Below are 14,082 nucleotides of genomic sequence, written 5' to 3' on the forward strand. Positions count from 1 at the left end.
GCCCCGCCGGAGCGGTCCCCGGGCCGCCGACCGGCACGAGTACGACAGCACCACGACGAACGGAGTCTGACGCCATGTCAGTCGCATCGGCCGCTTCGGCCACAGCAGTCGCAGCAGTGGCAGAAGCCGTAGCAGCCGTAGCAGCCGCTTCGGCCGTGCCGGTCGGAGGCGGTCCGGAGGGCATCGCCCTCACCCTGCGCTACCGCTCCGAGGCGCCCGAGGCCGAGGGTCCGCTGACCCTCGGCCAGGACAACATGATCCGCTGCCTCCGCCACGACGAACCCTCGCACATGAACAAGCAGGCCACCTGGACGGTCCCGCCCGGGGCCGAACTCCCGGCCTGCCTGCACGCGTTGCGCACCCTCGCCGAACGCCACCCCGCCCTGCGGACCGTCTTCCCCGGCCCCGCCGACCGCCAGCCCGAACGCCAACGGGTCCGCGCCGAAGGCGAGTTCACCGTCCGGGTGCTCCCCCTCGCGGCCGGCGAGGACCCGGCCGCCCGCGCCGAAGCGTACTGCTGGGAGGGGCGGCGGCGGGCGTTCGACCTGGCCGAGGAGTTCCCGCTCCGCTTCGCCCTGCTCACCCGCGACGGCGCGCCCGTGCTGCTCGCCGTGGTCATCTGCCACGCCCAACTCGACGGCGTGGCAACGGGCCTGCTGTTCCAGGAGTGGCTGACCCTGGCGGTCGGCGGCACCCTGCCCGCGCCCGCCGCACCCACCCCCGTCGAGGTCGCCGAACAGGAACAGTCCTCCTCCGGACAGCGCCGCACCAAGGCCGCGCTGCGGCACTGGGAGCACATCCTGGCCGACCGGCCCACCTCGGTGTTCGCCGACGACCGGATCGGCCCCAATGACACCCGGCTGCCCACCCTCGGCGTCCGCTCCACCGCCGGGGCCGCCGCCCTGGAACGCGCCGCCGCCCGCACCGGCGTCTCCACCTCCGCCGTCCTGCTGGCCTGCTACGCCGTCCTCACCGCCCACCGGGCCGGACACCCGACCGTGGTGATGGCCGCGCTCTCCGCCAACCGGCACCGCCCCGGCCTCGCCGAACACGTCGGCACCCTGGCCCAGGACGCCCTGCTCGTCCTGGACACCGACTGCCCCGACCTCGACACCCTGATCGGCCGCGCCCAGGCCCAGGCCCTCTCCGGCTACTGGCACGCCACCTTCGACGCCGAACGGATCTGGCAGCTCATCGAGGACGTCGCCGTCCGGCGCGGCGCCCGGTTCGCCCGGCACGTCGTCGTCAACGACCTCAGCGGCACCGTCCCCCCGGACGTCGCGGCCGCCCGCCCGCTGCCGCCCGCCGAGCCCGACCTCGCCTGGTACCCCGTCGAACCCACCCCCACCCGGCTGATGCTCAACATCTGGCGCACCGCCGGCTGCCTCGAATTCACCCTGCACACCCACCCCGACGTCCTCGACCGGGAGGAGACCGAACTCTTCGCCCTCGCCCTGCTCCGGCTGCTCGACCTGGCCGGCACCCGCACCGTCACCCTCGGCCCCGCCGGGGAGATCGCCGCCCTCAGCGGCCTGCCCGTCGGCCGCCGGGAGAAGGGCCGCTGGCAGCGGGTCGGCAGCAACTGGGTCGACCTGGATGCCGTCGCGGACCTGCTGCGGACCGCCCTGCCCGCCGCCCGGGACATCGAAGTCACCTTCGAGGGAGGAGAGTTGACCGCCGTGCTGGCCACCGGAACGGACCCGCTCACCCCCGAGCAGGCACACGCCGCCGTGATGGCGGCCCTCCCCGGCCACGACACCGCGATGGCCCCGCAGCGCTACGTCCTGCCGACCGGCACCGGCACCGGCCGCCCCTGAACCCGCCGGACACCCGTCCCGCCTTTCCTGCCCGCTCGTCCTGCCCGGAGCGGGATCGCGAACTACACTCCGCCCCATGACCGTTGCCCCGACGCCCCGCACCCAGGACGAACAGGAAGCCGCCGCCGCCGAGTTGGGCGCCGCGCTGGAGCGGATCGCCGCCGCGGAAGGCGTCCGGCTGCCCGGGCCGAAGGAACTGGTCTGGTGCAGGGCCGCGTTCGAGGGGCGGTCGGACGCGTCGAACACCCGGAACCCGGCCGGCGAACCGGTCCCCGACCGGGCGGTCATCCGCTGGTACGACGACGGCGACCCCCCCCGTACCTGGACCTGTACCGCGGCGGGGTCGCCCTCGCCCTCGGCCGCCCGCCGGACCTGGCCGCGGCCGTCCGGGCCGCCGCCGAATGGCTGGACGGGGCCGACCTGGCGGCGATCCGGCGCGCCGCCCCGTTCCTGCACGTCCAGGGCTGGGCGTTCGAGCACGAGCGCGCCCCGCTCGGGCAGCCCGAACTGCACTGGCGGCTACGCCTCCAGGGCCTCGGCCACGGCCGCCACCCGGGACCCGACCGCGTCCTGGAGCTGTGGCGGGCGGCGTTCGCCGAACCCCGGCTGCGCCGCCTGTACCCGATCAGCAGCCACCACAACCTGTGGTTCTCCACCGGGCTCGGCCCCCCGTACGAGAGCGTCGGCCTGCTCATCGTGCCGCACTCCGACGGGACCTACGAGGTCCGCTACCACCGGGGGAGCAGCGCGGTCGCCGAGGCCCTCCCCGAACCGGTCGCCGTCGCCACCGCCGCCGAGGCGGTCGCCGTCGCCGTCGCCGCACTGCCCCCGCAGGCGCCCTGACCGGCCGCCCATACCGGTGGTGCCGAACGGTGGCGCCGAACGGTCGTGCCGAACGGTCGTGCCACGACTCGCCCGGGCGGAGCAGCCGCGGCCCCGTCCGGGCGAGTCGCGGCAGGGCGGGGACACCGGCTCCGGTGAGGATGGGCAGCAGCCCCCGACCCCTCGCCACGCCGGAGCCCGCCATGGAACTGTTCCCGCCCCTACCCCTGGAGTCCTGGCGGGACACCAAGGAGACACTGCACCGCTTCGCCCAGGTCATCGGCAAGATCCGGCTGGCCGGCAGCGCCCGCCGCAACCACTGGTGGAACGTCCCCTTCCACCTCACCGGCCGCGGCATCACCACCCGCCCCACCGGCCCGACCCGTGGCGGCGACGCCTTCACCATCGACTTCGACTTCACCGACCACCGCCTGTACGTCCGCACCCTGGCCGGCGCCGAGGACTCCTTCCCGCTCGCCGGGCGCTCCGTCGCCGACTTCTACCGCGACACCCTGCGCACCCTCATCCACCTCGACATCGACGTGCTCCCCGACCACCCCTACCCCTACGACCTGCCCGACGCGCACCGCCCGTTCGCCGACGACCGCGAACACCACAGCTACGACCCGGCCGCCGTCACCACCTACTGGCACATCCTCAGCCAAGTCGCCCTGCTACTGGAGGAGTACGCCGCCGGGTACTCCGGCAAGACCAGCCCCGTCCACCACTTCTGGCACACCTTCGACCTCGCCGTCACCCGCTTCTCCGACCGCCGGATCGACCAGCCCGCCGCCGACCTGGTCACCCGCGAGGCCTACTCGCGCGAAGTCATCAGCGCCGGCTTCTGGTTCGGCGACGACAACGTCCCCGCCCCCGCCTTCTACTCCTACACCGCCCCCGAACCCGCCGGCCTCGACGCCCGCCCCCTGCACCCGGACGCCGCCCGCTGGTCCCCCAGCCGGGGCAGCCACCTCGCCCTGCTGATGTACGACGAGGCCCGCGCCGCCGCCGACCCCTGGAACACCGTCCTCGAATTCCTCGAATCCGCCTACCGGGCCGGCGCCGACCTGGCCGGCTGGGGCCGCGAACGCGAGTGCCCCGGCGGCATCACCGACCCGGAGCTTCGCCGACTCCCGGGCGTGTGACGGGAGTTCGTGGCGGGAGTCGCCATCCATCCGGCCATCCGGCCATCCGGCCATCCGGCCATCCGGCCATCCGGGCGTTCGGTCGGCCGGTCGGTCAGTAGAAGTGCCGCAGCCGGGGCCACAGTTGCGACCACGGAGCCACCGTCCCCGCGCACAGCAGTACCGGCGCGTGCTGCTCCTCGTTCGCCACGCCCCGGCCGGTGTCCACCTCGGCGACCTGCCGGCAGCCGGTGAAGGCCCGCTCGACCGCCGGGTACGGCTTCGGGCGGACCAGGACGACCGGACCCGTCGCCGAATCCGGCGGCCGGCCCCAGTCGTGGAAGGACATGTGGCCCGAGTAGACGCTCGGCAGGCCGTACCGGGAGCCGTAGCGCACCAGCGCGCCGGCCTCGCCGTAGTCGGTCGCGAACAGCACCGCCCGCCCGCGCTGCTCCGGCGGCACCGCCGCCCAGCCGGCCGCGACCGCCGCCGTCAGCTCCGGCCAGCCCACCTGCTCGGCCGACTCCGGATACAGTGCCGAGACGAGGGCGAGCCGCGGCGGCGGCAGCACCGGCAGCGTGATCACCGCGTTGACCAGCGCCGCGACCAGCAGCACCGCCACCAGCCGGACCCGGCCGCGCCGCGTCCCCGTCCCGTCCGGCGCCGGCGCCCACACCCGCCGCGCGACCGGCTCGCACCCGGCCGCCAGCACCAGCAGCAGCGGCGGCAGCGCGTAGTACGGTTTGCCGCCGAGCAGCAGCACCAGCGCGCACAGCAGCGGGTACGCGTACCCCAACGGGCGGGCCCAGCACACCCGTTCGTCATCGCGCAGGCGGCGGAACCCGGCCAGCCAGACCGGGACCAGCACGGGGGAGAGGTAGACCAGCTGCATCGGGACGAAGGTCAGCCGGTCGGCCAGGCCGTCCCGGCCGCTGATGCCCGAGGCGACGGTGAGCTGCGGCCAGCCGTGGGCCGCCTGCCAGTACAGGTTCGGCGCCGCCACCAGCAGTGCCACCAGCGCCCCGCCCGGAAGCCACCAACCACGCAGCACGGCACGGGACTTCGCTCCGGCGAAGGCGATCGACGGGAGGACGGCGGCGGCCGGCAGCAGCACCAGGTCCTTGTTGAGCAGGGCGACGCCGGTGGCCGCGCCGACCGCCGGCCACCAGCGGCGGTCGCCGGTCCGCAGCAGGCGCAGCAGCAGCACGCCGATCGCCGTCCAGGCGAACAGGTCGAAGCTCGCCGTGCTCAGCATGTGCCCGACCGCCAGCACCAGCGCGGAGACCGCCGCCCCCGCCGCCGCCAGTGCCTGGCCGGCCCGGCGCGCCCCCAACTCCCGTGCGGCCAGGGCGGTCAGCACGATCGTCGCCATGCCCAGCAGCACCGCGACGGCCCGCAGCCCGGTCGGGCTGTCGCCGAACGCCGCCGTGGAGAGGCGCGCCAACAGCGGTGTCAGCGGCGGCTGGTCGACGTACCCCCAGGCCAAGTGCCTTCCGGCGGCCAGGAAGTAGAGCTCGTCCCGGTGGAACCCGTACCGCCCCGCCAGGGCCAGTTGCAGTGCCCCGACCGCGGCCGCGACCCCGAGCACCGGCCCGGCCGCGAAGCGGTCCGGCCGGGCGGGCGGACCGGAGCCGTCGGCGGCCGTGGACGCGTTCCCCCGTGTGTCCATGCGGCGAGTGTGGCAGCGCGGGGCGCCCGCGCCCACCCTGCGGATCGCCAAGGATCAGGAAAGCGTCGAGGAACCGTCAGGCGCGCCTCGGGGGGAACGGCGGACCGGGCCGGTCAGGACCCGGGCGGGGAGGCCGCCCGGCGCGGGTCAGAGCCCGGTGCGGGTCAGAGCCGGGCGTGGCGCTGGACCAGCAGCGAGGCGCCCAGCAGCAGGCCGGCCAGGATCGAGAGCAGGCCGATCGCCAGCAGGGTGGCGCTCGCGGACCGTGCCGCCCCGGCCCCGGCGCCCGCCCCCGGGCCGGCCGCCGAATCCAGCGCGGGTCCGGCGGCGGACAGCGCGACGGGCGCCGAGGAGTCCGGGTCGCCCACCGCGGCCGCGTCATCGTCGCTCGGCGACGGCGACGGCGACCCGGAGCGCGAACGGGACGCGGACGGCGTCGCGGCGGACGGCGTACCGGAGACGGACGGCGGATCGGACGGCAGCGCCGCGCCGCCCGGCGGCACCGTCGCGCCGACCGGGGCGGACGGCGACGGCGACGGGCCGCCGGACGGCGCACCGGACGCCGAGGGCGAGGACGAGGGCGAGTTCGGGACCGAGGCCGACGCGGACGGACCCGCCTCCACGCCGTAGCGGAACACCGCGCGGGCCCGCTGCCGCGCGTCCAACCGCCCGGCGTCGTGCCCCGCCTCGTCGACCAGCCGGTAGTCGGCCACCCCGTCGCTCTCCACCGCGTAGGCGCCGCCCGGCAGTTCGGACGACAGGGTGATCCGGGCCCGGAAGGTCAGCGACCCGCGCGGCTCCACGGCCAGCGCCGGGGAGAGCGTCAGCCCCCAGGAGGTCCCGGCCCGCGCGTCGGAGCTCCGCCAGCCGCCGGTGCCCGGGTCCTGCCAGAGCACGGAGACGCCGTCCGACGGTTCGGACGGGTCGTCCGCCGCCGACACCCGCAGCTGTAGCGAGTCCACCAGGATCCGGTACCGGGAGGTCGACCGCACGGTGAAGACCGCCGTGAACCCGTCCCCCGCCGACACCCGCGCCGGCACGCCGCCGACGACCGTCCCCACCGTCCCGCCGCCCGTCGCGGCCGACGCCGTCGACACCGGGACGACGGCCAGCAGCACCCCGCACACCACCGACAACAGCAGGGCCACGGCAGGCAGCACCGTCGCCCGAATGACGCGCCGCGCCATGGAGAACCCCCGAGTCGAAAGGCACGGCCCCACCGAACCCACTCCGCGCCGACGCGCGCAGCGTACCGGCCCCGGCGGCACCGCTGCCACCACCCCAGGTCAACACCGGACGAACACCTGCCCGCCCCACCGCACTTCGGCCCTGGTCCCGGCCGCTCCCGCCGCCCGCGCCGCGTCCCCGGCCGGCCGGTCCCGCCGCGCCCTAGAGTGGGGTCGGACAGGCCGGTCGGCGCAGCGGGGAGAGCGGGAGTCGTGGACGAGCAGCCCTTCGACGGAGTCGAGCTGGCGGAGCGGACCGAACGGAACCTGGCGGAGCACGCCTGCCACCTGCACCGGGGCCTGCCCGGCGCGACCGTCGCGGAGGCCGGCGACCTGCTGGTCGCGGACAGCGGGCTGGACGACGACACGTTCAACATCGTCGCCGCGGCCCGCTTCACCGCCGCCGGCGCCGCCGACCGGATCGCCGGGACCGTCGCGGCGCTGACCGCCACCGGCCGCCCGTTCTCCTGGTGGGTGGGCCCGGCCTCGACCCCGCCGGACCTCGGCGCCCGGCTGGCGGCGGCCGGGCTGCCCGCGTCCGGGCACGAGACGGCGATGTGGGCCGCGCTGGACGGCACCCCGCCGCCGCCCGCCGTCCCGGGGCTGGAGATCCGGACGGTGGCCACGCCCGGGCAGCTCGCCGACTACGCGGCGGTGCTCGCCGCGAACTGGGACCCGCCCGCCGGGACCGTCCGCGACTTCTACGCCCGGGCCGCCCCGCGGGCGCTCGCCCCGGACGGCCCGGCCCGGTACCTGGTCGGCTACGTCGAGGACCGGCCGGTCTGCTCGGCGGAGGTGTTCCGGCACGCGGGAGTCGCCGGCCTCTACAACGTCTCCACCCTGGCCGCCCACCGCCGGCGCGGCTACGGCGGCGCCGTCACGCTCGCCGCCCTCCACGCGGCCCGCGAGCGGGGCGACCGGGTCGCGGTCCTCCAGGCGTCGGCCGACGGCGAACCGGTCTACCGCCGCCTCGGGTTCCGCGCCTGCGGCCGGTTCGCCGAACACGCCCTCAGCCCCTGAACCGCCCGGCCCCGCGACCCGAGGAGGACCGATCCGTGACGGACACCGACACCCCGAACGAGGGCCGAGACGCGGCGGGGCAGGAGCGGCCGGCGGAGCCCGGCCGCGACCTGGCCGCCCTGGCGACCGAGGGGCGGCGGCCCGGTGGGGCGGGGATCGACCTGCTGGGGACGCTGGAGCTCGCCCGGCTGATGAACGCCGAGGACCGGACGGTGCCGGACGCGGTCGCGGCCGTGCTGCCGGCCGTCGCGGCGGCCGTGGACGCCATCGCGGCCCGGATGGAGCGCGGCGGTCGGCTGGTGTACGCGGGGGCGGGGACGGCCGGACGGCTCGGGGTGCTGGACGCCGGCGAGTGCCCGCCGACGTTCGGCACCGCGCCCGGGCGGGTGGTCGGACTGATCGCGGGCGGGCCCGGCGCGGTCACCGCCGCCGTCGAGGGCGCCGAGGACGACCGGGCCGCCGCCGTCGCCGAGTTGGACGCGCTGGGGCTGACCGAGGCCGACACCGTGGTGGGCGTCTCCGCCTCCGGCCGCACCCCGTACGCGCTGGCCGCCGTCGAGCACGCCCGCGCGCTCGGGGCGCTCACCGTGGCCCTGGCGGGCAACCCGGGCTCGCCGCTCGGGGACGCCGCCGAGCACCGGATCGAGGTCGCCACCGGGCCCGAACTGCTGGCCGGCTCCACCAGGTTGAAGGCCGGGACGGCGCAGAAACTGGTGCTCAACATGATCTCGACCCTCACCATGGTCCGGCTCGGCCGGACCTACGGCGACCTGATGGTCGACCTGCGCGCCGGCAACGACAAGCTGCGCGCCCGGGCCCGCCGGATCACCGCCCTCGCCACCGACGCCGAACTCCCGGACGTGGACGCCGCGTTGGCGGCCACCGGCGGACGGGTCAAGGACGCGATCCTGCTGCTGCTCACCGGCACGGACCCGGCCGGGGCGGCCGAGGCGCTGGCCCGCAACGGCGGCCGACTGCGCAACGCCCTCGCGGAAAACGGGAGTTGAGCGGTCAGAGCTCCTGCTCGGCCCAGATGGTCTTGCCGCGCGGCGTGTGCCGGGTGCCCCAGTTGCGGCAGAGCTGCGCCACCAGCAGCAGCCCGCGGCCGCCCTCGTCGTCGTTGTGGGCGCGGCGCAGGTGCGGGGCGGTGCTGCTGCCGTCGGAGACCTCGCAGATCAGCAGGCCGCCGTCGCGGATCAGCCGGAACCCGATCGGCGGCAGGCCGTAGCGGACGGCGTTGGTGATCAGCTCGCTGACCACCAACTCGGTGACGAAGGCGGCCTCTTCGATGCCCCACTCGGTGAGCTTCGCGGCCGCCAGCCGGCGGGCCCGGGCCACCTCGGACGGGTCGTGGCGCAGCGACCAGTCGGCGACGTCCTGGGTGTGCAGGGCCCGGGTGCGGGCCAGCAGCAGGACGACGTCGTCGGTCGGGGCGTCCGGGCCGAGGGTCGCGGAGAGCACCTGGTCGCACAGGTCCTCCAGCGAGTCGGCGGGGGCGGCGAGGGCCGATCCGAGCCGGCCCAGGCCGAGTTCGGGGTCGCCGCGGAGTTCGGAGGCGCGCAGCAGGCCGTCGGTGTACAGCGCCAGCACGCTGCCCTCGGGGACCTCCAACTCGACTGACTCGAACGGGAGTCCGCCGAGCCCGAGCGGCGGTCCGGCCGGGAGCTCGGGGAAGGCCACGGTGTTGTCCGGGCCGACCAGGGCCGGGCCCGGGTGGCCGGCCCGGGCCAGCGAACAGGTGCGGGTGACCGGGTCGTAGACCGCGTACAGGCAGGCCGCGCCGACGCTGCTGCCGGCCCAGGCGGTGCCGCCCTCGGGCAGCTCGTCGAGGTCGACCCGGAGCACCAGGTCGTCGAGGTGGGTGAGGAGTTCGTCCGGCGGCATGTCGATGTCGGCGAGGGTGCGGACCGCCGTCCGGAGCCGGCCCATCGCGGCGGAGGCGGGCACGCCGTGGCCGACCACGTCGCCGACCACCAGGGCGACCCGGGCGCCGGAGAGCGGGATCACGTCGAACCAGTCGCCGCCGACGCCCTCCCGGCCGCCCGCCGGGAGGTAGCGGAAGGCCACCTCGACGGCGGCCTGCCGGGGCGTCCGGGTCGGCAGCAGGGAGCGCTGGAGGGCGAGCGCGGTGTCGCGCTGCTGGGTGTACTGGCGGGCGTTGTCGATCGACAGCGAGGCGCGCGCGGTCAGTTCGGTGGCCAGCAGCAGGTCGTCGTCGTCGAACGGCTCCGGGGTGCGGTGCCGCAGGAAGATCGCCACGCCGAGCGTGGTGCCACGGGCGGTCAGCGGCACCAGCAGCGAGGAGTGGATGCCGAACTCCTTGGCCAGCCGCTCCCGTTCGGGCTCCCGGGCCAGCCAGGCGCGGATCTCCGGATCGTGGTAGTCGGTGCGCAGCGGACGGCCGGAGGCGAGCACCCGGGCCATCGGCGAGTCCGGCGCGATGACGTCCCCGGCGCCGGTGGCGACCACGGACTCCGGGCAGCCCGGCAGCACCGAGCGCTGGGCGACCCGGTAGAACACCAGGCCGGCACTGGACGGCAGGCCGCCGCCGAACACCGAGTCGAGCAGGTCGACGCCGGTGAAGTCGGCGAAGCCCTCGGCCGCGACGTCCGCCAACTCCTCGGCGGTGCGCTCCACTTCGAGGGTCGAACCGATCCGCAGCCCGGCCTCGCCGAGCAGCGCCAGCCGACGCCGGGCCCGCTCCTCGGCGCTGAGCGGCGCGGTGGCGGCAGCGGCTGCGGCCTCGACCTCGGGCCCGGGCCCGGTCGTGGGGCCGGCCGGCACCGGCGACGGCTCGGTCAGCCCGACGGCCCCGACGGCCCCGACGGCCTCGGCGGTCAGCGGCCGCAGCGGCTGCGCGGAGAGCACCCAGCCGGGCTCGCCGCGCGCCGTCCGGACCGGCACCGCGCCCAGCTCGACCGCCACCGGGTCGTCCTCGGAGCGGCACAGCCGGACCATCCCGGTGAACGGTTCGTGCCGAACCACCGCGCGCAGCAAGGCGGTCGGCACCTCCCCGGCCAGCAGTTCGACGGCCGGCCGCCCCAGCGTCCGGCCCGCGCCGAACCCGGTCAGCCGCTCCGCCGCCACCGACCAGCCGGTGACCGCCCCGCCGGCCTCGACCGTCGCGGTCGCCGCCTGGCCCGTCACCCGAGTCGCCATGTCCGTCCAACCCCCTTCGGAGCAGCAAGATCCAGGCCATCACTTCCCAGCATCGCCGTCCGACCTGACCGCCTCAAACCGCCACGCCGGGAAACCCGGGACCAGGCTCGGGCGGGTCCGGGACGCGCACGGCGCCGGGACGCGCACGGGGGCGGGGCGTGCCGGACGCCGGCCGCCGCGGCCGGTGGTCACGAACAGATCATGGCCGCCCGGGAGCCCGCCGGGGAGCGATATCGTGTGGGCCGTGACAGACGGGGACGGGACGCTGATCGGTGGACGCTACCGGCTGATCGAGCCGGTCGGGCGGGGCGGGATGGGCCGGGTCTGGCGGGGGAGGGACGAGACCCTGCACCGCGAGGTCGCGGTCAAGGAGATCCTGTTCCCCGCCGGACTCGAAGACGAGCAGCGGGAGTTGCTGCTCCAGCGGGTGATGCGGGAGGCCCGGGTCGCGGCCGGGCTCAACCACCCGGGGATCATCACGGTGTTCGACGTGGTCGAGCACGAGGGCGCCCCGGTGATCGTGATGGAGTTCGTGGTCGGCACCTCGCTGGCCGCCACCGTCCGCGACCACGGCCGCCTGCCCGCCGCCCGGGTCGCCGGGATCGGCCTGGCCGTACTGGACGCGCTGACCGCCGCGCACGCCGCGGGCGTCGTGCACCGCGACCTGAAGCCCGACAACATCCTGCTCAGCGGCAACCGGGTGGTGCTCACCGACTTCGGCATCGCCAGCATCACCGACGCCACCATGTCGCTCACCAACACCGGCACGCTGCTCGGCACCCCCGCCTACATGGCCCCCGAGCAGCTCGACGGCAAGCCCGCCACCCCGGCCTCCGACCTGTGGTCGCTGGGCGCCACGCTGCACACCGCGGTCGAGGGCGAGGCGCCGTTCGCCGCGACCACGCTGACCGCCCTGTACGTCGCGATCCTCACCCAGCCCCCGCGCCCGTCCCGGCACGCCGGACCGCTCACCCCCGCGCTGCTCGGCCTGCTGGTCAAGGACCCGGGACTGCGGCTGACCGCCGAGCAGGCCGTCCGCGCCCTCGCCGCGGCCGCCCAGTCCGCGCCCGCGGCCCCGCCGGTGCCGCTGCCGCACCAGCAGACGGTCCGCGACGCCGCCCCGGCGCCCGTCCCGGTGCCGCCCGCCCCGACCACCCCGCCGCCGCTCCCCGCGACCCCGCCGCCACCCGTCCCGACGTCGACGCCCGCGCCGTCCCCGGCACCGACACCGGGCCCGGGCCCGGTACCCGCGGACAGCCCGAACCCGTACGCGGCGCCGAACCCGTACGCCTCGCCGCTGCCGTTCCCGAACCCGTACGCGGCGCCGCTGCCGTTGCCGCCGGTCGGGACGACGGCGCCGCCGGTGGGGGCGGGCGGCGGCGGGCCCGGCGGGGCGGGGCGGCGGCGGAAGGTGCTGCTGTTCGGCGCGCTCGGGGTGCTCGCGGCCGTGGTGCCGGGGAGCATCCTGGCGACGAACCTGCTGGGGAAGAAGGAGGACCCCGCCGGCGGTGGCGGCGGTTCCTCGGCGTCCGCGTCGGCCTCGCGCAGTGCGGACGGCGGTGGCGGCAGCACGACCACCGCGGCGTACGGCGCGGCGATCGGCCGGGTGCTGAACCCGTCCGACCAGAAGGGCGGCACCCTCAAGCTGGGCCTGTCCGGCGACCTGGACTCGCTGGACCCGGCGCGCTCCTACTACAACTCCACCTGGAACTTCCAGCGCTTCTACGCCCGCACCCTGTACGCGTACGACGGCAAGCCCGGCCAGGCCGGGACCGCCGTGGTGCCGGACCTGGCGAGCGCCGCGCCCGAGGTCTCCGCCGACGGCCGGACGTACACGGTGCGGCTGCGCGACGGCCTGAAGTTCGAGGACGGCACGCCGATCACCGCCAAGGACGTCAAGTACGCCATCGAGCGGTCCTTCGACCAGGAGAAGCTGTACGGCGGCCCGACGCTGCTGGCCGACGAACTCGACCAGGGCCAGGGCTACAAGGGGCCGTACACCGACACCGACCCCGGGAAGCTGGGCCTGAACTCGGTGCGTACGCCGGACGACCGCACCCTGGTGTTCAGCCTCGCCAAGCCCAACGGCGACTTCCCCTACCTGCTGACCCTGGGCACCACCTCGCCCGTCCCGCAGGCCGCCGACACCCGCGACAAGTACACCGAGAAGCCGGTCTCCTCCGGGCCGTACAAGTTCCGCACCGTGCAGCTCGGCAAGAGCTACGAGCTGGAGCGCAACCCTGCCTGGGACCGGTCCACCGACCCGCTGCGCAAGGCGCTGCCGGACCGGATCCGGCTGACCGTCGCGACCGGCGGCGACGAGGTCGACGCCAAACTGCTCTCCGGCGACCTCGACCTCGACCTCGCCCAGGGCGGACTCCAGCCCACCACCCGGGCCAAGGTCCTCGCCGACCCCGAGCTCAAGGCCCGGGCCGACGACCCCGCCACCGGCACCCTGCGCTACGTCGCGATCGTCCCGGCCGTCGCGCCGCTCGACGACCGGCACTGCCGCAACGCCGTGCTGTACGCCGCCGACACCACCGCCCTGCAGACCGCGCGCGGCGGCCCCGAGGCCGGCGCGCTCGCCGGCTCGATGCTGCCGCCGACCGTGAGCGGCTGGGACGACTACGACCCGTACGGCCTCACCGACGGCAAGCCCGACACCGCCAAGGCCAAGGCCGAACTCGCCGCCTGCGGCAAGCCCGAAGGCTTCGCCGTCACCCTGGCCGCCCGCGCCAGCAACCCGAAGGAGCAGGCGGCCGCGCAGGCCCTGCAGAGCTCGCTCAGGACCGTCGGGATCAGCGTCACCATCGAGGGCTACGACGTCACCCAGATGGCCGGCACGGTCGGCTCGCCCGACAACGTCAAGTCCAAGGGCTACGGGCTGATCGTCGACGGCTGGCTCGCCGACTACCCGTCGGGCCGGGCCTTCCTGCAGGACATGGTCGACGGCCGGCGGATCCGGCCGACCGGCAACCTCAACTACGCCGGCGTCAACGACCCCGAGATCAACGCCTGGTTCGACCAGGCCACCGCCCAGGGCGACCGCGCCAAGGCCGCCGACCTCTACCGGAAGATCAACCACAAGGTCACCGACGGCGCCTACTACCTGCCCTACAACGCCACCCATGTCCTGAACTACCGCAACCCGCGGCTGACCAACGTCTACGTCACCGACGCGTACGGCGGCGTCGACGTGCAGGCGCTGGGGGTCTCCGACGGCGCGTGACGGCGGATCTCCGGGG

Annotated in this window: 9 protein-coding genes; 6 read left to right on the forward strand and 3 right to left on the reverse strand. The window is 76.0% G+C overall.

Translation table 11 applies throughout. From position 1 onward, the window contains the following. Positions 1–155 precede the first annotated feature (155 nt). From KSE_RS32275 to KSE_RS32285, 3 genes are all read left to right on the forward strand, one after another. Positions 156–1,817, forward strand: a complete 1,662-nt coding sequence (locus tag KSE_RS32275; RefSeq protein WP_014139585.1) for a condensation domain-containing protein — start codon at positions 156–158, stop codon at positions 1,815–1,817. A 204-nt stretch (positions 1,818–2,021) separates the two neighbouring features. Beyond that, the gene (locus KSE_RS32280) at positions 2,022–2,660 is read left to right on the forward strand and encodes a DUF6193 family natural product biosynthesis protein (protein WP_014139586.1); all 639 of its coding nucleotides are present in this window, start codon (positions 2,022–2,024) and stop codon (positions 2,658–2,660) included. Positions 2,661–2,842: 182 nt separating this feature from the next. Further along, positions 2,843–3,784 carry a DUF5996 family protein gene (locus tag KSE_RS32285; RefSeq protein WP_014139587.1) on the forward strand — a complete coding sequence of 314 codons (942 nt, stop codon included), beginning with the start codon at positions 2,843–2,845 and terminating at the stop codon, positions 3,782–3,784. A gap of 94 nt (positions 3,785–3,878) precedes the next feature. Here the strand turns inward: KSE_RS32285 and KSE_RS32290 are convergent, their stop codons facing one another. Together KSE_RS32290 and KSE_RS32295 are read right to left on the reverse strand one after the other, a co-directional pair. Beyond that, positions 3,879–5,432, reverse strand: a complete 1,554-nt coding sequence (locus KSE_RS32290; protein ID WP_014139588.1) for an ArnT family glycosyltransferase — start codon at positions 5,430–5,432, stop codon at positions 3,879–3,881. A 164-nt stretch (positions 5,433–5,596) separates the two neighbouring features. Further along, on the reverse strand, positions 5,597–6,592 hold the full coding sequence (locus KSE_RS32295) for a hypothetical protein (RefSeq protein ID WP_231873254.1): 996 nt from the start codon (positions 6,590–6,592) through the stop codon (positions 5,597–5,599). A gap of 279 nt (positions 6,593–6,871) precedes the next feature. Here KSE_RS32295 and KSE_RS32300 point away from each other — a divergent pair, with 279 nt between their 5' ends. Together KSE_RS32300 and murQ are read left to right on the forward strand one after the other, a co-directional pair. Continuing rightward, positions 6,872–7,678: a GNAT family N-acetyltransferase gene (locus tag KSE_RS32300; RefSeq protein WP_014139590.1), complete on the forward strand. Its 807-nt coding sequence runs from the start codon at positions 6,872–6,874 to the stop codon at positions 7,676–7,678. Positions 7,679–7,713: 35 nt separating this feature from the next. Further along, the gene (murQ, locus tag KSE_RS32305; protein ID WP_014139591.1) at positions 7,714–8,685 is read left to right on the forward strand and encodes an N-acetylmuramic acid 6-phosphate etherase; all 972 of its coding nucleotides are present in this window, start codon (positions 7,714–7,716) and stop codon (positions 8,683–8,685) included. 4 nt (positions 8,686–8,689) lie between these two features. Here murQ and KSE_RS32310 read toward each other — a convergent pair whose 3' ends face one another. Beyond that, positions 8,690–10,837 (reverse strand): SpoIIE family protein phosphatase, encoded by a 2,148-nt coding sequence (locus KSE_RS32310; RefSeq protein WP_033259884.1) that lies wholly within the window; start codon positions 10,835–10,837, stop codon positions 8,690–8,692. Between the two features lie 244 nt (positions 10,838–11,081). Here KSE_RS32310 and KSE_RS40485 point away from each other — a divergent pair, with 244 nt between their 5' ends. Next, positions 11,082–14,066: an ABC transporter substrate-binding protein gene (locus tag KSE_RS40485; protein ID WP_014139593.1), complete on the forward strand. Its 2,985-nt coding sequence runs from the start codon at positions 11,082–11,084 to the stop codon at positions 14,064–14,066. The last annotated feature ends 16 nt before the right edge of the window (positions 14,067–14,082 follow it).

The sequence above is a fragment of the Kitasatospora setae KM-6054 genome, assembly GCF_000269985.1.
Taxonomy (GTDB): Bacteria; Actinomycetota; Actinomycetes; order Streptomycetales; family Streptomycetaceae; genus Kitasatospora; species Kitasatospora setae.

Coding starts and splice junctions, on each gene's coding strand:
- KSE_RS32285 (WP_014139587.1), top strand. CDS start 2,843: ATGGAACTGTTCCCGCCCCTACCCCTGGAGTCCTGGCGGGACACCAAG.
- KSE_RS32290 (WP_014139588.1), bottom strand. CDS start 5,432: ATGGACACACGGGGGAACGCGTCCACGGCCGCCGACGGCTCCGGTCCG.
- KSE_RS32310 (WP_033259884.1), bottom strand. CDS start 10,837: ATGGCGACTCGGGTGACGGGCCAGGCGGCGACCGCGACGGTCGAGGCC.